17 protein-coding genes are annotated in these 17,570 nt (G+C 57.9%); 11 read left to right on the top strand and 6 right to left on the bottom strand.

Annotation, left to right across the window (positions count from 1 at the left end):
• The first annotated feature begins 47 nt into the window (after nt 1–47).
• From DSM3645_RS07635 to DSM3645_RS07625, 3 genes are all read left to right on the top strand, one after another.
• Nucleotides 48–305 carry a hypothetical protein gene (locus tag DSM3645_RS07635; protein ID WP_237564776.1) on the top strand — a complete coding sequence of 86 codons (258 nt, stop codon included), beginning with the start codon at nt 48–50 and terminating at the stop codon, nt 303–305.
• A gap of 136 nt (nt 306–441) precedes the next feature.
• Nucleotides 442–642, top strand: coding sequence for a hypothetical protein (locus DSM3645_RS07630; protein ID WP_237564775.1), 201 nt, complete (start codon nt 442–444; stop codon nt 640–642).
• 393 nt (nt 643–1,035) lie between these two features.
• The gene (locus tag DSM3645_RS07625) at nt 1,036–1,662 is read left to right on the top strand and encodes a hypothetical protein (RefSeq protein WP_002651526.1); all 627 of its coding nucleotides are present in this window, start codon (nt 1,036–1,038) and stop codon (nt 1,660–1,662) included.
• Nucleotides 1,663–1,766: 104 nt separating this feature from the next.
• On the opposite strand, the gene DSM3645_RS07620 is transcribed toward DSM3645_RS07625, so the two are convergent.
• The 6 genes from DSM3645_RS07620 to DSM3645_RS07595 form a co-directional block, all read right to left on the bottom strand.
• The gene (locus DSM3645_RS07620; protein WP_040351685.1) at nt 1,767–2,504 is read right to left on the bottom strand and encodes a class I SAM-dependent methyltransferase; all 738 of its coding nucleotides are present in this window, start codon (nt 2,502–2,504) and stop codon (nt 1,767–1,769) included.
• 3 nt (nt 2,505–2,507) lie between these two features.
• Nucleotides 2,508–3,254: a tetratricopeptide repeat protein gene (locus DSM3645_RS07615; RefSeq protein ID WP_002651524.1), complete on the bottom strand. Its 747-nt coding sequence runs from the start codon at nt 3,252–3,254 to the stop codon at nt 2,508–2,510.
• Between the two features lie 218 nt (nt 3,255–3,472).
• A complete protein-coding gene (locus tag DSM3645_RS31785; protein WP_002651523.1) occupies nt 3,473–3,958 on the bottom strand; it encodes a hypothetical protein in 486 nt (161 codons plus the stop codon).
• 213 nt (nt 3,959–4,171) lie between these two features.
• Nucleotides 4,172–4,936: an NYN domain-containing protein gene (locus DSM3645_RS27890; RefSeq protein WP_002651522.1), complete on the bottom strand. Its 765-nt coding sequence runs from the start codon at nt 4,934–4,936 to the stop codon at nt 4,172–4,174.
• 94 nt (nt 4,937–5,030) lie between these two features.
• Complete coding sequence (locus DSM3645_RS07600; RefSeq protein WP_002651521.1) at nt 5,031–6,299, bottom strand: dihydroorotase; 1,269 nt, start codon at nt 6,297–6,299, stop codon at nt 5,031–5,033.
• 7 nt (nt 6,300–6,306) lie between these two features.
• Entirely contained in the window at nt 6,307–7,266 is a 960-nt protein-coding gene (locus DSM3645_RS07595; RefSeq protein WP_002651520.1) for an aspartate carbamoyltransferase catalytic subunit, read from the bottom strand.
• 158 nt (nt 7,267–7,424) lie between these two features.
• Here DSM3645_RS07595 and DSM3645_RS07590 point away from each other — a divergent pair, with 158 nt between their 5' ends.
• From DSM3645_RS07590 to nagB, 8 genes are all read left to right on the top strand, one after another.
• Nucleotides 7,425–8,474, top strand: a complete 1,050-nt coding sequence (locus DSM3645_RS07590; RefSeq protein WP_002651519.1) for a beta-ketoacyl-ACP synthase III — start codon at nt 7,425–7,427, stop codon at nt 8,472–8,474.
• Between the two features lie 533 nt (nt 8,475–9,007).
• Nucleotides 9,008–9,967 carry a DUF1559 domain-containing protein gene (locus tag DSM3645_RS07585; RefSeq protein WP_002651517.1) on the top strand — a complete coding sequence of 320 codons (960 nt, stop codon included), beginning with the start codon at nt 9,008–9,010 and terminating at the stop codon, nt 9,965–9,967.
• A gap of 74 nt (nt 9,968–10,041) precedes the next feature.
• Nucleotides 10,042–10,545: a hypothetical protein gene (locus tag DSM3645_RS07580; RefSeq protein WP_040351684.1), complete on the top strand. Its 504-nt coding sequence runs from the start codon at nt 10,042–10,044 to the stop codon at nt 10,543–10,545.
• Between the two features lie 383 nt (nt 10,546–10,928).
• Nucleotides 10,929–11,570: a hypothetical protein gene (locus DSM3645_RS07575; RefSeq protein WP_131282313.1), complete on the top strand. Its 642-nt coding sequence runs from the start codon at nt 10,929–10,931 to the stop codon at nt 11,568–11,570.
• A 131-nt stretch (nt 11,571–11,701) separates the two neighbouring features.
• On the top strand, nt 11,702–12,379 hold the full coding sequence (locus DSM3645_RS07570; RefSeq protein WP_002651514.1) for a hypothetical protein: 678 nt from the start codon (nt 11,702–11,704) through the stop codon (nt 12,377–12,379).
• Between the two features lie 918 nt (nt 12,380–13,297).
• Entirely contained in the window at nt 13,298–14,725 is a 1,428-nt protein-coding gene (gene purB / locus DSM3645_RS07565; RefSeq protein WP_002651513.1) for an adenylosuccinate lyase, read from the top strand.
• 100 nt (nt 14,726–14,825) lie between these two features.
• Entirely contained in the window at nt 14,826–15,332 is a 507-nt protein-coding gene (locus DSM3645_RS07560; RefSeq protein WP_002651512.1) for a hypothetical protein, read from the top strand.
• A 326-nt stretch (nt 15,333–15,658) separates the two neighbouring features.
• Nucleotides 15,659–17,560, top strand: a complete 1,902-nt coding sequence (gene nagB, locus DSM3645_RS07555) for a glucosamine-6-phosphate deaminase (RefSeq protein WP_002651511.1) — start codon at nt 15,659–15,661, stop codon at nt 17,558–17,560.
• The last annotated feature ends 10 nt before the right edge of the window (nt 17,561–17,570 follow it).

Genomic DNA, 17,570 nt, shown 5'->3' with positions numbered 1-17,570 from the left:
TGCAGCGATTCGCCGACTGGATGGGGGAACGCAGCAAGGGACAGCCGATGTTTATTTCAGACAACAACGGCTTCGATTGGCAGTTCATCAGTTGGTATTTCCACCACTTTTTGGGGAGGAACCCGCTGGGGCATAGTTCGACGAACCTGGGATCGCTCTACAAGGGAAAGCCAAAGGACTGTTTCGCCAACTTCAAGCATCTGCGGAAGACGAAACATACGGATCACCCGGTCGATGACGCGCTGGGGAACGCCGAAGCGCTGCACATGCAACGGGAGCTCGGCCTGAAGATCCGCTCGGAATGACGCCGCGATCGGCCCGGCGATCCGGCATGATCGCGCCAAGCCGCAGTTGGAGGTGGGAAAGCGATTTTCTCCTAAGTTTCCGGCCGATGAGAGCCGATACCCAGAGATAAGCGACACTGTTTCTTAAGGGGTAATGATGACAGGTTTGGATCCGGCCGTTTCGAGCGTACTCGCCGCCAAAGAAGCGCAAACGCGGACGCAGATTGACTTCGCGGTTGCGAAAAAAGGTCTCGACGCCATCGAGCAGCAAGGGGATGCGATCGTGGAACTGATCGCGTCGGCTGGTCGTATCGGTAAAGAAGCAGGCAAAGGGAATTCGCTCGACGCATTCGGCTAATCGCAGCGTTGCAAATGGTCGTCCGGCGGCCAATGAAGGTTTCAAATCGAGGTCGCGTTGAGTTAATCATCGCGGCCTTTGTTGTTTCTTGACCGCATCGTCCATGCCTGGCGATGAATCAACACGGGCCAGCGCCTTGTTCGCGCTTCGCCAGTCCATCGGACAACGTTCGCAGCGCGTTCGCATCATCCTTGCAGGGATGATGCAGAGAAAATTTACGGCGCTACATGCTTGAAAGTTATTGCCTTTCTATAGAGCGCTCGTTAGTCTAAAAGAGTTAAGTGAACGCGTGGCTCCTTGAAGACAAGACGCACGCGTGGTGTTCAACGCTTCTAAAACAAACTAAGCGAAGCAAGAACATCCGTTTTGTCGACGACGTTGGTGAGGCTTTGCATGTCGGACGTTTATCGTAACTATCTCGAATCGCCTACGAGCCAGGGCTTCGCCCAGCTGCAGGTCGAGGTAGCCGCGGAACCCGATTTTGATCCGCAAGGTTCGTTCGTCTTCGAGTTGGAAGCGGCGTGCGAGCGCGGCGACTTTCGCGAAACCTACTGGCGAACCTGCGAAATGCCGTTCGCCTGGGTTGCAAGTCCGGCCGCCCACTTCTTTGCAGGCATCGCCGCCCACGAAATGGGCTGTTACGGCGAGGCCGATCTTGAGCGATTCCTCTTCCAAACCATGCTGGAAGGCCTGTTGGCCACCGGGGATGGAACGGCGGAAGCCCCCTACGAAATCACCCATGTGTCGGACGAAAACGACATTTTGGCCTATTACAGCATCTCGCTGGGTAAGAATCGCCGCGTCGGGCAGCAACTAGTGCGGCAAGCGGATCGGCTGATCGATGTCGTCTATTGCGGTGATCTGGATGAAGCCGAAGACGCCGCCCAGGCGATTCACTTTGACGTCACCAACCTAGCCGGCGTTCTGACGACCGCATCCGTGCGTCCGCGACCGGTTTCTAAATTTCGCGCTCTACTCGCGCAAAACCGACTCGGCTTCAACAAGCGAGCGGCGTTCTAAACGCGAGAAGCGCTTCGCCCTTTCCTCTTCGTAGCCCGAGAAGCGCGAGCGAGGGAAAATCGCTTGGCAATTCAAGCGCGATTCGAAGTCGCCAACCGCTTTTCTCACTCCCGCTTCATCGCGGCAAAGAAAGCTCGTCCCGGGAGTGGGGTAAAGTCACCAAAACGCTCTGCTACTTCGACCTGAAAGCCGGCTTGCTCCAGCATCTGGGCGACTTCGTCGCGAGCAAACAGTTGTTGGCGATGAACTTCATCTTGCCGGCGGTAGAACTCCCCCGCTGCACGAAAGGTGGTGATCCGCCGCGTCAGTTGATCGTGGGACTCGTCGTACTGGTATTTAACCAAGCAGCACCAGTCTTCGCCGGCAGTCCAAGTGGGGTCCAATTCGCGTCCCATGCCGATCTCGACGACATCCAAGACCAACAATCCGCCGGCGGCCAGCGCCGCAAACGCTTTCGCAAAGAAGTCTTGCAGCACGGCGACCGGATCGACGCCAGGCGAGAGGTAACAGACGACCTCTCCCAATGCCGAAATCGCAATGCACGGCGGCAACGGCCAAGTCGTCCAGCTTCCCACTTCAAACCGAGCGTGGGGGACGATGCTTTGGGCCAATTCGATCATCGCCGGCGAGAGATCGACACCGATCACGTCATATCCGGCTGCTGCGTATTCGCCGGCTACTTGACCGGCGCCGCATCCCAAATCCACAATCGTACCGCCAGAACATTGGCGATCGCGCAGACGCCGGACCACCTCATGCGCGACAGGCAACATGAGACGGCTGTATCCGGCGGAGTGGACATACGCCAGATCTCGCTCGTAGGGAGCCGTATCTCCCGACATTCTTTAATATCGCTGCGTGGTGTTGGGGTTCTGCACGATGCGGGTATCGCCGGCGGGCGAAAAAGGAGTATCGGCTTGAACCCCTTGTCGGGTCAAGGTCGCGACGCGGGTGCTGACGCCGTCTTGAAAGCTGTTCAGCTGCAGCGATCGCTGATAGTTGGCCAAGGCCTGATTGAGATCGCCTGATTTTTCTCGCATGTTGCCCAGGGCCGCCCAGGCGCGTGCATTGTTGGCGTCAATCGCGACCGCTTGATTCAGTTGGGTCAGGGCCGACTGCTCATCCCCAAATTCCTGGTAGAGTCGAGCCAACTCGATCTTGGGATCGGCCGAACTCGGGTTCTGCTGAGCCCAACGCTCCATCAGCGTATAGGCGCGGTCGGGCTGCTTGGTGTCGATCAACATGACCGCCAGACCGCGATGGCATTCGACGTGGTTGGGGTCTTGATCGAGACAGCGGTTGTAGAACTCTTCGGCCTGCTTCAGCATCGCCGGATCGTTGTTGGTTTTCGCCATCTCATGATAGGTAGCGGCCATGTTGTACAACGCGTCGGCATTGGTCGGGTCGTTGGCCAGCGCATTATGGAAGTGATTGACGGCCGCCATCGGCTGACCGCTTTCGACCGCGCGGACGCCGGCGACGTTCGAGCTGCTGGCCGCCATTTGGCATCCGGTGCAGGCCAGCGCCAACAGAATGCCGCCCTGTCGCAGCCAATGCTTGGCCGAAATCTGCTGTTTTGATGGTTCGCTCACGTTGCGAGCCCTCGTAGTTGGTGAATTCGATCGCTTTGCCGTTGTCCCCGGTTGGAGCCAATCAACAAGTAGGTGGAAGAAAAGCTCTTCGCGCGTGGGGAGAGTAGAGAGATTTTTTGGTCGCGACAAGAGAGAATCGCTCAAGAAACAGAACAGGAAGACCGAGGGGACGGCCTTCCTGTTCTGTTGGTAGCAAGCAGTGATAGCGATTTTGGACCTTACAGGTCGGCATCTTCGGTGATCGGCGACTCTTCGTCGCTGGGCATTTCTTGCTCGACCGGCATATCGCCTCCGCCGATCGATTTCTGGTAGCCCAAGGCTTTCAGCACTTCCAGCACTTCGCTGCACGTCGGGAACATGCGACCACTGGTCCGCTTGTAGGCGTCCAACGCTTGCATGAATTCGATCTCTTCGTTGTTGTAGTCCCGCTCGCAGGTGGTCGGGTCGATCTGGCGGCGACGCGCAACTTTGGCTCGGCGTTCGGTCGGAACCGGCTCTTCTTTGCGACGGCGATCGATCGTCACTTCTTTTTCGGCGGCCGGTTTCGCTTTGACGTCTTCTTCTGTGGTCGCAGCCTTGGTGGCGGTGCGTTTCTTGGGAGCGGCCGTTTTCGGGCTACGCTTTACTTCGGTCTTCTTCGCAGGGGTGCTCTTTTTCGCAGCGGTCTTACGCGGGGTCGATTTGCTGGTCTGGGTTTTGGCCACGAGTAGGATCTCCAACGAACGCGAGAGGGGGAAGGTTACGTGTCGGTTACAAAGTATGGGATCGGACTACCGTGTGGCTAAAATGCAACATCTGGGTAAAACGTGCGGTCTGCGTGACTGTGCCGGTTAGATCGGTTGGTAGGGATCAGGCGAAGGCGCACGGTTATGCCGAGAAGCGGCGAGAGTTAAGAGAGAGCGCCTTGGCGACGGGATCTAACCCGGCGACTTGCCGTCGTCGTCGTCGAAGAATTCGCGGGCAATCTGATCGAGATAGTCAGCCGGGAAGACGGAACCTCCCAGCTGATTGCCCAGTTGCCGGATGTCCTCTTCAAAGCCGTCTGGAAACGGATTGTCAACTTCAGGCTCTTCCGAGTCCCCTGGCCTAGCTGGCTTCGCCGCGCTAGGCGGCGGCGACTTGGGTGCGGCCGGCGGCCGGTTGGGGGTTCGCAGCGGTTTCAGCTCGCGGGCAATTTGGTCGACATCGATCTCTGAGAACTCACGCATCCAGCGAGCCACTTCGGACTGCGACGGGGGCGCTTGAGGTTTGGCCGGCAGTTCGGCCGCTCTGTTCTGAGCCTGACGCTTGCGCCGCATCAGGCTGATCCATTGCCCACTATCGATCGCGGTCGCTTTGCGGCGACGAGCGGCGCGTTGCACGCGATGATCGCTGGAGACGACGGTCAACCGTTTGGGCGCCGTATGGTGCTCGATTAGGACTTCAATCATCTCATCCGCATCCGCATACTCGGAAGCGAAATGAACCACGATGTCGTGGTAGCGAACGGTTCGCGGCAGACCGGGGGGCGCTTTGGCCGAGTCAAAGACGACGACCGTCTGGCGAATCTCCTGCGGATCGACGATGGAGCGAATCAGTTCCAGCAGCATCAGGCGATCCTGCTCGAAGCTGCCGTTGCCATCAAGCGAACTGACCACGCCGGCCGCGTAGAGCAAGTTATAGCCGTCGATGATCAGGGGCATGGTCGTATCCGCAAGGAAGAAGGAAGCCTGCGCGGAATTCTACGTTCTCTCAGCGAACGTATCGACCCGAACTAATCGGTTTTTCGAGTTCTGCCTACAACTTGACGACGCCGCCAACAATCACGTTGGTCGCTTTGCCGATCAATTTCCAACCGTCAAACGGACAGTTAGAGCTGCGTGAAGCGTACTGGGAGGTATCGACGGTCCACGGCAAATCGGGATCGATGATCGTGACGTCGGCGTCGGCGCCGACCATCAACGTTCCTTTCGGAACGCCCAGAATGCGTGCCGGAGTCGTGCTCAGCTTGTCGATCGCCTGACTCCAGGTCAAATGCCCTGGGCGCACCAGCTTGGTCGCCGTCAGGCCGAGCGTCGTCTCGAGCGAAACCATGCCGAACGGCGCGTCGGTCATCTCATGCATCTTCTTTTGCGACGCGCGGGGAGCGTGCCCGCTCGAGATGACGTCGATCGTTCCGTCCTTCAAGCCAGCGATGCAGGCCGCGACATGATCGGCCGAACGGAGCGGCGGATTGACTTTGCAGTTGGGATCGAACTCTCGCAGCGCTTCGTCGGTCAGCGCGAAGTTGCAGGGATGAATCTCGGCGGTCGTCCGCACTCCGCGAGCTTTGGCGCGTCGCAGGATCTCGACGGTTCCGCTTGACGAGACGCTCATCAAATGCAGCCGGCCGCCGGTGGTTTCGCACAGACAGATGTCGCGCGCCGCCATCACGTCTTCGGCGGCTGCCGGGATCGGCGCGAGTCCCAGCACGAGCGAAACCATGCCGTCATGCATGACGCCGTTATGCGTCAGTTCGATCAGCTCGGGACGATTGAGAACCGGCTTGTCGAACATCTGCGTATATTCAAGGGCGCGGCGGAGTAATTCGGGATTGGTGATCGCGCGGGACGCGTCGCTAAAGCCGACGGCGCCTGCTTCCACCAACGTGCCGATCTCTGAAAGTTGCTCTCCCTTGCGTCCGCTACTGGCGCAAGCGATGACAAAGACGTTGCACTTATCGGCGCGGGCCGCTTTGTGGCGCACATATTCGATACTCGCCGGCGAATCGAGCGGAGGTTCGGTGTTGGGAATGCACGCGATCGAAGTGAAACCGCCGACAATCGCCGCCGCCGCGCCGCTGGCGATCGTTTCGTCTTCTTCCCAACCTGGCTCACGCAGTTGCACATGCATGTCGATCAGGCCCGGCGCGACGATCTTGCCGGTCGCGTCGATCACCCGATCAGCATACGTCTCTTGTGCGTCCAACGAAGCGACGACCCCATCCTTCAACAAGATGTTGGTCACGCGATCGAGTTGTTGACTCGGATCGATCAGGCGGCCGTTTTTCAGCAGGATCGTCGACATATTTTCTTTACCGGGGCGCCTTGGCGACCAGATACAACGCGGCCATCCGCACCGCCAGGCCGTTGTTCACTTGATGCAGGATGACCGATTGCGAGCCGTCGGCGACTTCCGGCGTCACTTCGACTCCGCGATTGATCGGGCCTGGCGCCATGATCAGGATATCTTCTTTCGCCTGCTCCATCCGTTCACGATTCATCGCATAGAGCAGTGCGTACTCGCGGACCGAGGGAAAGGGACGCGTGTATTGGCGCTCGAATTGAATCCGCAACAGGTTCAAGACGTCGCAGCGAGCGACGATGTCATCCAGATCATGCGAAACTTCGACTCCCAGCTTTTCCCATTGCTTCGAGACCAACGTCGACGGACCGCAGACAATCACATGAGCGCCCAGCTTCTGCAGTCCCCAGATGTTGGAGCGAGCGGTGCGGCTATGCGCAATATCGCCGACCAAGGCGACGGTCAAACCGGCGATCGCGCCGCGATGCTGACGGATGGTCAGGATGTCGAGCAAGCCTTGCGTCGGATGCTCGTGCGGTCCATCACCGGCATTGATCACGCAACAATCGAGATTTTTCGCCAACATTTGCGGTGCGCCGGGCGACCGATGCCGAACCACCATCGCGTCGATTTGCATCGATTCGATCGTTTTGGCCGTATCGAGCAACGTTTCCCCCTTCGAGACGCTGCTGCTAGAGGCCGAGAATTCGATATTATCGGCCCCCAATCGACGGGCCGCCAACGAAAAACTAGTCCGTGTGCGGGTCGAATCTTCGAAGAAGAGGTTGACCGACGTGACCCCCGCTAATGTCGGTAATTTGTCTTTACAGTCGCGAGTTGCGTCTTTAAAACTCTGAGCGACGTCTAGCGCCGTGGTGATTTCTGCGGCGGAAAGACTCTCGAGGTCGAGTAAGTGGCGCCGCGTCCAAGGGACGGGCGGCGACTCCAATTCCGGGGGAAGTTCGATCATCGTGTCATGTTGGTTGGCTGCCGAGCGATTGCTGGCGTGCGATTTTAGGTGGTATTACGGGCTCCAGCAACCAGACGCACGCAAGTGGAAAATGGATCGAAGCTTGTTATACTGGCAATTCGCGCCCCATGTTCGCCACCCCCAGGAATTTCCCCTACATGCCGTCGGTTAGCTCGACTGCCGCCCGTGGGCAGTCTGTTTCACAATTCTCAGATCGCAGTCCGTTACGGCAACTGCTGGGCGTGCAGGTTCTCGGCGTCGGCAGCTTCGTGCCGGCGCATATCGTGAAGAACGAAGACCTCTCTTCGCTCGGCTGCGACCCCGACTGGATCGTACAGCGCACCGGAATTCGTGAACGACGGCATGCTCCGCCGACCATGGCGACCAGCGACATGGCGTTGGCGGCCGCCAACGCGGCGATCGAAAACGCCGGAGTCGACCCGCGCGAGATCGATCTGATCGTCGTCGGTACGTTTACGCCCGACATGCCGACTCCTTCGACGGCCTGCATTCTGCAAGATCGGCTGGGGATCCGCTGCGCGGCGATGGACGTCAGCGCCGCATGCGCTGGTTTTATGTACGCGATGATCACGGCTTCTCAGTTCGTACGCTGTGGAACAAGTCGCCGAGCGCTGGTTGTCGGCGCTGACCTGTTGTCCCGCATCGCGAATCCCGCTGACAAGCGGACCTATCCGCTGTTTGGCGATGGCGCCGGCGCCGTCATTTTGGGAGCAGGCTCCGAGGAACAAGGCTTCCTCTCCTATACGCTCGGCAGCGAAGGAGAAGGAGGCGAATTGCTGTGCGTCCCCGGCGGCGGATCGGCCGAACGATTGGACGATCAAAGCCTGGCCGCTGGCCGCGGTTTTCTGCATATGGATGGCCGCAGCGTTTTCAAATGGGCGGTCCGCGTGATTACCGACAGCATTCAAGACGTGCTGACTCACGCCAATCTGACGGCGGATGACATCTCGCTGGTGCTGCTGCATCAAGCGAACGTGCGGATCATCGACGCCGCTTGCGAGAACCTGGGATTCGATCGCAAAAAGGTCGTGATCAATCTCGATCGCTACGGCAACACTTCGGCCGGCAGCGTACCGCTGGTGCTGGACGAAGCGTATCAAGCCGGCAAAATTCGCCGCGGCGATAACGTGCTCCTCTCCGGCTTTGGCGCCGGGCTCTCTTGGGGTACGGCGGTCATGCGCTGGTAGATCGGATTTCGCTGCAATCCAATTCCATCCATTTGGCGCAGCACCTTCCGGTGGTGATCCAGACCGGAAGTTCAGTATTGAGCTTCCGATCAACCGGCGCTTCGACGCCGCACTGGCTTTCGCCAGACGCTTGCCAGCGCCAAGCGAACCCGCCGACCAACCACGGCCATCTCTGCCCAGTCGTGGTCTTTGCGAAAAAGAATTCAATTCACACCTCATATTTGTCACCCACTTGCGTTCCCTGGTGACTCATTTGCATGCAGCTCTGCCATACGATTGCGCAGTTGCTATTTCTCCGCAATCTGAGCAAAAAATGTCCATAGTGCGTTATATCCACAGTTTTGCATCGGATTCCGACAAAAGCCCCCTTCCTGTGGTCGGTCAGCCGTCCATTAAACGAACCATTTTTCCGTTATTTGCCACATTTGACCATTCTTTGGAATGATTCTTGTTATTAGTCGTGACGAGCGAATTCGTTTCCGTCAACGGACGCTCTTGTTGGAAATCATTCATCGTCATTATGAGGTCTATCAATGTCTCGCTTACGTCCGCATCGATCGGGGTTCACACTGGTCGAACTACTGGTTGTTATCGCTATTATCGGGGTCTTGATTGCGTTGTTATTGCCGGCGGTGCAGCAAGCTCGCGAAGCGGCTCGTCGTTCGTCGTGCCAGAACAACATGAAGCAACTCGCGCTCGCGTGTCACATGTACCACGACACCTACCTGATGCTGCCCTACGGCGAAGCCCAGTACATCACTTGGAAAATTTCGATTCTGCCGTTCATTGAACAAAGCAATTTGTCGGATCAATTCGACTACACCGTCAGCTTTAAAAGCAATGAAGACACGGTGAACTCCAATCTCCTGTCCAATGTAAATATCTCGGCGTTCAACTGCCCTTCGTATTCCAAAAACCCCACCGATCAAAATTACTGGGGCAACAACAACCGGAATCACCAATTTCACAGCTATGTCGGAATCAACGGCGCGTTAAACGAAAGCAACACCGACAAGCATGCCGACTGGGGCGAATGCTTCTCGTGGTACGGCTGGAAGTGCAACAACGGGGCCTTCGGTTACAACGAGAAACTCGGTTTCAATTCGCTGACCGATGGAACGTCGAACACGCTGCTCCTCGGCGAACACTCGGGACGTGACCTGACGGTTGTTGGCAACGGAGCCGACATCACCTATGGCGACTGGGGCGGTTGGGCCGGATCCGGCAATACCGGCGATATGTTTGCTCAAACCGAACACGCCGGCGGCGGCATCCTGCCGATCCAAGACGGCCCCAACGCCAACTGCAATGGACGCTCTGGCTTCAATTGCGACGCGTCGTATCTCTCTTCCGTCATGGTCAATTCCGAACATCCCGGCGGCGCCCAATTCGCCATGTCGGACGGCTCGGTTCGCTTCGTCGCCGAAACGGTCGACGTTACGAGCTTTCGTCGCATGGCGATGCGCGGCGATGGCCAAATCATCACCCCGTAGTGACTTCGTCGCTACTCCCAACCCGACGACGCTCCTTCCTCGACATTACATCCAACTGAAAGTTCACATTCACCATGATTTCGTCTTTTCGCATCCGTGCGACAATTCATTTACCTCTGCTGCTCGTAGCCAGCATGTTCCTCGGCTGCAACACGTCGACCACGGGATTGGAAAAAGCCCAAGTCCGCGGCAATATCACGCTCGATGGTCAACCATTGTCCAACGTCTCCGTTCGATTTTTCAGTAGCGAAGGGGGCGGTGGAGGCTTCCCGCTCTCGGAGGATGGAAGCTTCCAATCGACGCAGCCGATCAAAATCGGCGTCTATTCGATCGCCTTGGTTTCGTTGTCGACACCTCCCGGAGCAGCGCCCCCTAGCAGCGGACTGTTGGGGAAAGTGCCGCCGCATTTCTGGTCGGTCCGCAGCAGCGAGTTGCAAGTCGAGGTCACCGGTGACGGTGACAACACGTTTCAGTTCGACCTGTCGAGCAAAGAACGCCCTCCGACCGGCTTTCGCCCGCCGAGCACCAAGCCAAGCGGTGCAGGCCCCGTCTTGCCAGAACCTCCTACATCGTCGTAACGGCGAGCAACTTTCCGCGATATTCCCTCCCCCACGCCGAGCCTCAACCGCTCGGCGTTTTTTTTGTCTCCGCAAATGCCGGCTCGGCGCAATCCCCGCTTGGGCGGCGTCGACTTCTGCTCGCGGCAATGTCTCGCTCTGAGAATTGCGTTGTCATCTTGATATCATTTGCCCCTGATGCGCCCTGCAAATTTGCCCAACCCGAGTCTTCTGAAAAACTTTCAAAATCGGCAAGTTGTTGGAAACAAGCGACTTACAACCAAACACCCACCAAGGTGGCATCTTCTGGCGCCAGCGATGCCATTACCTCTCTCCGACGCCGACCGGCAATGTTGCTGGTCGTTCAACTTCGGAACGAAACTCGCTCGGGGGGAACTTTCACGATGAAACGCCAAATCGCCTTTTTCTCGATCGCCGCCGCTATCCTGTTCGCCGCTCCGCAATTGGCCAACGCCGGCTATTGGCAATACCAAGATCGCTTAGCGAGCGACGCTTATCAGTTGCATCAAGCGACCCATCGGCTACATGGTTTGATTCATCATCGAACCGGCTTCTCGCATTTGGATGACGAAGCGCTCAACCTGGATGAAGCGGCGGCGCATTTCGCCGAAACCGCTCGCCACGGCGGTTCGTTGTCGCACTTGCGACTTGATTTCAAAGTAGCGAGCCGCGAACTGCAGCATGTACAGTCGTTGATTACCTATACCTACCGAGTCCGCCGCGATTGGGCGGTGCAGCAAGCCTGGGCCGACGTCGAACGCGCCTTCGACCGGGTTTACTACGACCTCTACTCCAACCATTGCCGTTATGTGTCGTACACCTGTCAGATCGGCGGCGTCATTCATGACCATGGGCACGATCACCACGACCATCACGGACCATTCCACAACAATACCGGCCCCTTTCATGGCCCGCAGATCGGCGGATTGATCAAGGTTGGTCCCGTCACGATTCAGACCAAAAAGGTCTTCACCAATCCCAGCTCGGCATGGAACAACCGTTTCAACAAGGGCTTTAACCGATAGTCGCAGTGCGACACGTATCAACCTCGAGCCGACCTCCCCCCCGGGGTGCGTCGGCTTTTTTTGTTGCTCCGTTTCCAACAGCACCTCTAGAATCAAAGGTAGGAGTACCTTTTACAGGGAAGAGAAAGCCGATGAAAACCGCATCCCTTTCGCTGCTGCTCGCTGCTCTGCTGACCAGTTCGGCCGCGGCGCAAAATCAATTCATGAATCAACACCGCATCACGCCGGATGCGACCAAGCTGGAACATGCGGCCGCGCGGCTTGGCGCACAGCTGACCTCGGCCAATCAGGCGCAACTGGCGTCGGCCGCCAACACGCTGAAGGCGCTGTGCGAGCGCTATCGCCAAAATGCCGCTCGCCAAGCCAACTACTACTATCTGCAGCGCGAGTTCCGCAGCGTTTCGGTCGCCTACAAAGAGCTCGAGCGGTTTCTCGACAGCACCCTTCCAGAGCCGCGGCCCTATGGGATTCGGACCGCCTGGCACGATTTGCAAAAGTCTTATGACCAGCTTTACTTCGACTTGTTCGGCTACGACGCGATCGATCCCTACTTTGGCCAGCATGCCGACTTCGCCGCAACGCCGCCGATGACCTACTATCAGCCGTCGCTCCGCCGGCGCAGCTACTATTACTCGGCGCCGTTGATCTACGACTATGAAGAACGAGAAACGACCCGCATCACGCCGGCGATCATCCCCTATCGCTCGGTCCCGTTAAATCCAACGCCGCCGCAGGCGCCAACCGTTCGCCCCCGACCGCGCCAGGAAGCGTTCGACCTGGACCCGTCGACGTCGGCCCTCGATTTGTAAAACAGACGCACGAAAGCACGAAGGTCTAAACCCTAAGGCCTAATCCATACAAAACGGATAGCTTTTGCAACGAAACATGGGACAGGACTGGATCGCGTTTCTTCGTATCGGAACATGGGACAGGACTGGACCGCGTTTCTTCGCATCGGAACCTGGGACAGGACTGGATCGCGTTTCTTCGTATCGAAACCTGGGACAGGACTGGATCGCGTTTCTTCGTATCGGAACCTGGGACAGGACTGGATCGCGCTTCTTCGTATCGAAACCTGGGACAGGACTGGATCGCGTTTCTTCGTATCGGAACATGGGACAGGACTGGATCGCGTTTCTTCGTATCGGAACATGGGACAGGACTGGACCGCGTTTCTTCGTATCGGAACCTGGGACAGGACTGGATCGCGTTTCTTCGTGTCGGAACATGGGACAGGACTGGATCGCGTTTCTTCGTATCGGAACGTGGGACAGGACTGGATCGCGTTTCTTCGTGTTGGAACGTGGGACAGGACTGGATCGCGTTTCTTCGTATCGGAACGTGGGACAGGACTGGATCGCGTTTCTTCGCCGGGAGTCCAACGGTCCAACTGGATTATGGCGCACCAGGACTCCCCAGCGGTAAGTGCGCAGCCTGAGCGGTCCCGTCGGTCTGTCGCAGACGCGTGGATAGCTTTAAGCAACGCAGGTGCAGCGCCGCTTTGCCCGCGGTGGGATCTAGTTTTCTTTAATCGACCCGAACTGCGTGCGCTCTGTCAAGCGACAATTTTGGGCGCCGCTCCTCTGGCCTTCCGCGGTCATCTGGCCGCAGTCGCTTCTTCCTGCGGCGAATTTGACTCCACCACGCCGGGCCCTGACCAAACCGAGCATTTCTGGCTAAAATGCAGGTTTTCCTGCCCTGTTTCGCTTTACGCTGTGGAAACGCCGATGTCGCACGACCAGTACGAAAACCCACTGATTTCTCGCTACGCCTCGCAAGAGATGAGCCAAATCTGGGGCGCCCAGCGTAAGTTCAGCACCTGGCGGAAACTGTGGATCGCGTTGGCCGAGGCCGAACAAGAGCTCGGTCTGCCGATCAGCGACGCTCAAATCGCCGAGCTCAAGCAACACATCGACAATATCGACTTCGCCAACGCCGCGAAGCACGAAAAGGCGCTGCGTCACGACGTCATGGCCCACGTTCACGCCTACGGCGACCTTTGCCCCCAGGCCAAAGGCATCATTCACCTGGGCGCGACCAGTTGCTATGTGACCGACAACGCCGACCTGATTTTGCTGCGCGACTCGCTCCATTTGGTCGAAAAGCGCCTGGCTGCGGTCATTTTGAAGTTGGCCGATTTCTCCCACCAACATCGGGCCCTTCCCTGCCTTGGGTTCACGCACTTGCAACCGGCTCAGCCGACGACCATCGGCCGCCGCGCCTGCTTGTGGAACTATGATCTAGTGATGGATCTGCAAGAGCTGGAGCATCGTCTGCAAACGCTCAAAGCTCGCAGCACCAAAGGAACCACCGGCACCCAGGCGAGCTTCCTGACGCTGTTTGACGGCGATCACGAGAAGGTTCGTCAGCTAGAACAACGCGTCGCCGAGAAGATGGGCTTTGACGCAACCTACGCCGTCACAGGGCAAACCTACTCGCGCAAGATCGACTCTCAGGTGCTCGACGCGCTGAGCGGCATCGCCCAATCAACCCACAAGATCGCGACCGACTTGCGGATCCTCTCGCATCGCAAGGAAGTGGAAGAGCCGTTTGAAGAAAAGCAAATCGGCTCGTCGGCGATGCCGTACAAACGCAATCCGATGCGAAGCGAACGAATCTGTGCGTTGGCCCGCTTTGTGATGAGTCTGCAGTCGAGCGGCGCCAACACGTTGGCGACGCAGTGGATGGAGCGCACCTTGGACGACAGCGCCAATCGCCGCTTGACGTTGCCGCAATCCTTCCTGGCGATCGATGCGATCTTGATCATCTTGGAGAACGTCGCCAGCGGCATGGTCGTTTACCCGGCGATGGTCGCCAAACACTTGAACGAAGAACTCCCGTTCATGGCGACCGAAAACATCTTGATGGCGGCCGTCGCAGCCGGCGGAGATCGCCAAGAGCTGCACGAAAAGATCCGCGAGCACTCCATCGCCGCCGGCATGGTCGTCAAGATGGAAGGCAAACCGAACGACTTGCTCGACCGCCTGCAAGCCGATCCGGCCTTTCCCGAACTCGACATGGAAAAGGTGCTTGAGCCCTCGCAATACGTCGGCCGCTCGCCGGAACAAGTCGATGAGTTTTTGGACAACGTGATCGCGCCGATCCGGCATCGGTATGAGTTTCGGTTGGCGAAGCCGGAAGAGCTGCGGGTTTAGAAGAAAAGCAGACAGCGGGGGAGCAGAAAGCCGGATTGGTTCGCCGTGGAGCGCGGTCAACTTTCTGCTGTTTCGTGGAGGTTGGATCCCATGCGATGCGATGAAACTTAAACTCTCGCTTCTATTTGTCACGCTCTTGCTGATGGCGGTCAGCTTGGTCGGTTGGTATTTGCGGCAGCCGGTTTCCTCGTTGCCGCCTGCGGTACGAACCATCAACGGCATCACTCTCGTTGATCCTCAGGCGCCGCAATATCAGGCGTTCCTTTTTTGCGACGAACAGCGGCCGGTCGTCGTCTATTTACTTCAACTTCCGGCAGGCGTGAAGCGACTGGGTGGAAGCGACGCTCGCGCGCAGTTGCAGCAAGAAATTGAAACGAGAATGACCCACCTTGCCCGTCTCAACGGCGAATACGCGTTATTTGCCGGCGAAGCGGCTGAAGAGAAACGGCCGATCCCGATAAGTCCAGACGAGTTTGAACTCCTCTTCGATATCCGCAACGGCGCGTTGAACAACCAACCCCCTCACGATGCCTTGGGAGAGATCTGGGCCAGTCACGTTGCTCCACATTGGCAATCCTCTTCGCCAGAAGCCGCCGCGGTGGATTGATCGTTGCGTACAACGATCAATCCCTCTCCGGTATGCGCGAGCAGGGCGTTTCTTTCGCGTGCTTAACAAGATCCCCACAAGCTGCCGGTTGCTCCTCTCCCGTCGGCGGTTCAGAATGGATCGATCGCCGCACCGGAAATTGAAATTTCTGTCAATTGCGGAGATTCGCAGCAGTTTTCTCCTTCGCCCAATGCCTGGTTTTCTCGGCAAAAAAGCCACACGGCACAGAGACGCGTGGCCGGCGCAAAGGCGAGACTGGAGCCATTAATTCCTACCATGCATACTCAATGGTTCGGTAACTGCTCGATGCCCTGACCTGGAACTCTATGATTCAAAACATGACCAACAGCGCCTCGTTGCCGACCGCGGCCCCCGTCCGCGGCGTGCGCATCCCCACTTTCACTTTTCCTACCAGCGAAGAACTCGCTCGTCACGTCGCTCGGATTGTGGCCAGCGTGATTCGTGAGCGCAATTCGTATGGTCAAACGGCGGTCTTGGGCCTGCCGACCGGATCAACGCCGACCGGCGTTTATCGCGAACTGGTTCGCATGCACCAAGAGGAAGGACTCGATCTGTCGAACGTCATCACGTTCAACCTGGACGAGTATTACGGCATCTCGCCCGATCAGCTGCAAAGCTATCACCGCACGATGCACGAAGTCTTCTTCAACCATGTGAACGTGCCGGCCGAGAACATCCATATTCCCGACGGCAACGTCCCGCATGCCGAAATCGAAAGCTACTGCCGCGAGTACGAACGCGAGATCGAAGCGGCCGGCGGCATCGATCTGATGCTGTTGGGCATCGGCGGCAACGGGCACATCGGCTTCAACGAGCCGTTCTCGATCCGCAATAGCCGCACGCGGCTGTGCACGCTTGATCCGATCACCCGCAAGTCGGCCGCCAGCGATTTCTTCCAGGAAGAAAACGTCCCGACCAGCGCAATCACCATGGGGATCGCGACGATCATGGACGCGCGGAAGATCTTGGTGCTGGCGCTAGGGGAAGGTAAATCGAACGTCATTTGCGAAACGGTCGAAGCGACGCCGTCGGACCGGATTCCGGCCAGCTTTTTGCAGGATCATCCTGACGCGCAAGTCTTGATTGACGAAGCGGCCGCCAGCAAGCTGACCGACGTCAAAACTCCCTGGGCGCTGGGCAGCGTCGAGTGGGATGAATCGCTCATCAAAAAAGCGGTCATTTGGCTCTGCCAACAAACCGGCAAGGCGCTGCTGAAGCTGGACGACGACGACTTCCGCAAATTCAATTTGCATCAGTTGCTGCGGCATCATGGCCCGGCCGGTCCGCTGGCGCATCGCGTCTTCAAGTGGATGCAAGAGACGATCGAATATCACCCCGCCGGCAAAGAGCGGAAGAAGACGATCTGCTTTAGCCCACATCCCGACGACGACGTCATCAGCATGGGCGGCACGCTGATTCGCCTGATCCAAGATGGTCACGAGGTCCACATCGCCTATATGACCAGCGGCAACATCGCCGTCTTTGATCACGATGCGCAGCGCTACGCCGACTTTGTCAGCGAATACAACCGCATGTTCGGCGTCGACGGCGAGCGTTCGCACCAGGTTGAGCAGGAAGTCGCCGGATCGCTCTCGGCCAAGAAGCCCGGCGAGCCTGACATCGAATCGGTCATGAACATCAAAGGATTGATCCGCCGCAGCGAAGCGAAGGCCGGCGCGTTGAAGGTTGGCTGCCGGGAAGAGAACCTGCACTTCTTGGATCTGCCGTTCTATCAAACCGGCACCGTCTCGAAAAACCCGTTGGGCCAGATCGACGTCGACATCATTTATGACCTGTTGATGAAAGAGCAGCCCGACCAGGTTTACATCGCCGGCGACCTGTCGGATCCGCATGGAACGCACCGCGTCTGCGCGATGGCGATCTTCCGCGCGATGAAGCGCATCGAAGCCGAGACCGGCTCCCGGCCTGACGCGCTGCTATATCGCGGCGCCTGGCAAGAGTACCCGCTGCACGAGATCGAAATCGCGGTGCCGCTGAGCCCCGGCGACATCACGCTGAAGCGTCAAGCGATCTTCATGCACGAAAGCCAAAAAGACCGCGCGCTCTTCCCCGGCAGCGACCCCCGCGAATTTTGGCAACGCGCCGAAGATCGCAACAAAGGGACCGCCGACAACTACAACCAGATTGGTTTGCCAGAGTACTACGCGATCGAAGCGTTTGTGCGTTGGAATGGGGTGCCGTTGTAAGAAAAGCGGA

Origin of the sequence: Blastopirellula marina DSM 3645, assembly GCF_000153105.1 — a bacterium.
Taxonomy (GTDB): Bacteria; Planctomycetota; Planctomycetia; order Pirellulales; family Pirellulaceae; genus Blastopirellula; species Blastopirellula marina.
This window is presented reverse-complemented; position numbering and strand designations above follow the sequence as displayed.

Excerpts from the sequence above, each read along its gene's own strand:
- DSM3645_RS07600 (WP_002651521.1), bottom strand. The coding sequence starts at position 6,299 with ATGTCGACGATCCTGCTGAAAAACGGCCGCCTGATCGATCCGAGTCAA.
- DSM3645_RS27890 (WP_002651522.1), bottom strand. The coding sequence starts at position 4,936 with ATGCCCCTGATCATCGACGGCTATAACTTGCTCTACGCGGCCGGCGTG.
- DSM3645_RS07635 (WP_237564776.1), top strand. The coding sequence starts at position 48 with ATGTTTATTTCAGACAACAACGGCTTCGATTGGCAGTTCATCAGTTGG.
- DSM3645_RS07595 (WP_002651520.1), bottom strand. The coding sequence starts at position 7,266 with ATGATCGAACTTCCCCCGGAATTGGAGTCGCCGCCCGTCCCTTGGACG.
- DSM3645_RS07630 (WP_237564775.1), top strand. The coding sequence starts at position 442 with ATGACAGGTTTGGATCCGGCCGTTTCGAGCGTACTCGCCGCCAAAGAA.
- DSM3645_RS07570 (WP_002651514.1), top strand. The coding sequence starts at position 11,702 with ATGAAAACCGCATCCCTTTCGCTGCTGCTCGCTGCTCTGCTGACCAGT.
- DSM3645_RS07575 (WP_131282313.1), top strand. The coding sequence starts at position 10,929 with ATGAAACGCCAAATCGCCTTTTTCTCGATCGCCGCCGCTATCCTGTTC.
- DSM3645_RS07585 (WP_002651517.1), top strand. The coding sequence starts at position 9,008 with ATGTCTCGCTTACGTCCGCATCGATCGGGGTTCACACTGGTCGAACTA.
- DSM3645_RS07560 (WP_002651512.1), top strand. The coding sequence starts at position 14,826 with ATGAAACTTAAACTCTCGCTTCTATTTGTCACGCTCTTGCTGATGGCG.
- DSM3645_RS07580 (WP_040351684.1), top strand. The coding sequence starts at position 10,042 with ATGATTTCGTCTTTTCGCATCCGTGCGACAATTCATTTACCTCTGCTG.
- nagB (WP_002651511.1), top strand. The coding sequence starts at position 15,659 with ATGATTCAAAACATGACCAACAGCGCCTCGTTGCCGACCGCGGCCCCC.
- purB (WP_002651513.1), top strand. The coding sequence starts at position 13,298 with ATGTCGCACGACCAGTACGAAAACCCACTGATTTCTCGCTACGCCTCG.
- DSM3645_RS07590 (WP_002651519.1), top strand. The coding sequence starts at position 7,425 with ATGCCGTCGGTTAGCTCGACTGCCGCCCGTGGGCAGTCTGTTTCACAA.
- DSM3645_RS07625 (WP_002651526.1), top strand. The coding sequence starts at position 1,036 with ATGTCGGACGTTTATCGTAACTATCTCGAATCGCCTACGAGCCAGGGC.
- DSM3645_RS07620 (WP_040351685.1), bottom strand. The coding sequence starts at position 2,504 with ATGTCGGGAGATACGGCTCCCTACGAGCGAGATCTGGCGTATGTCCAC.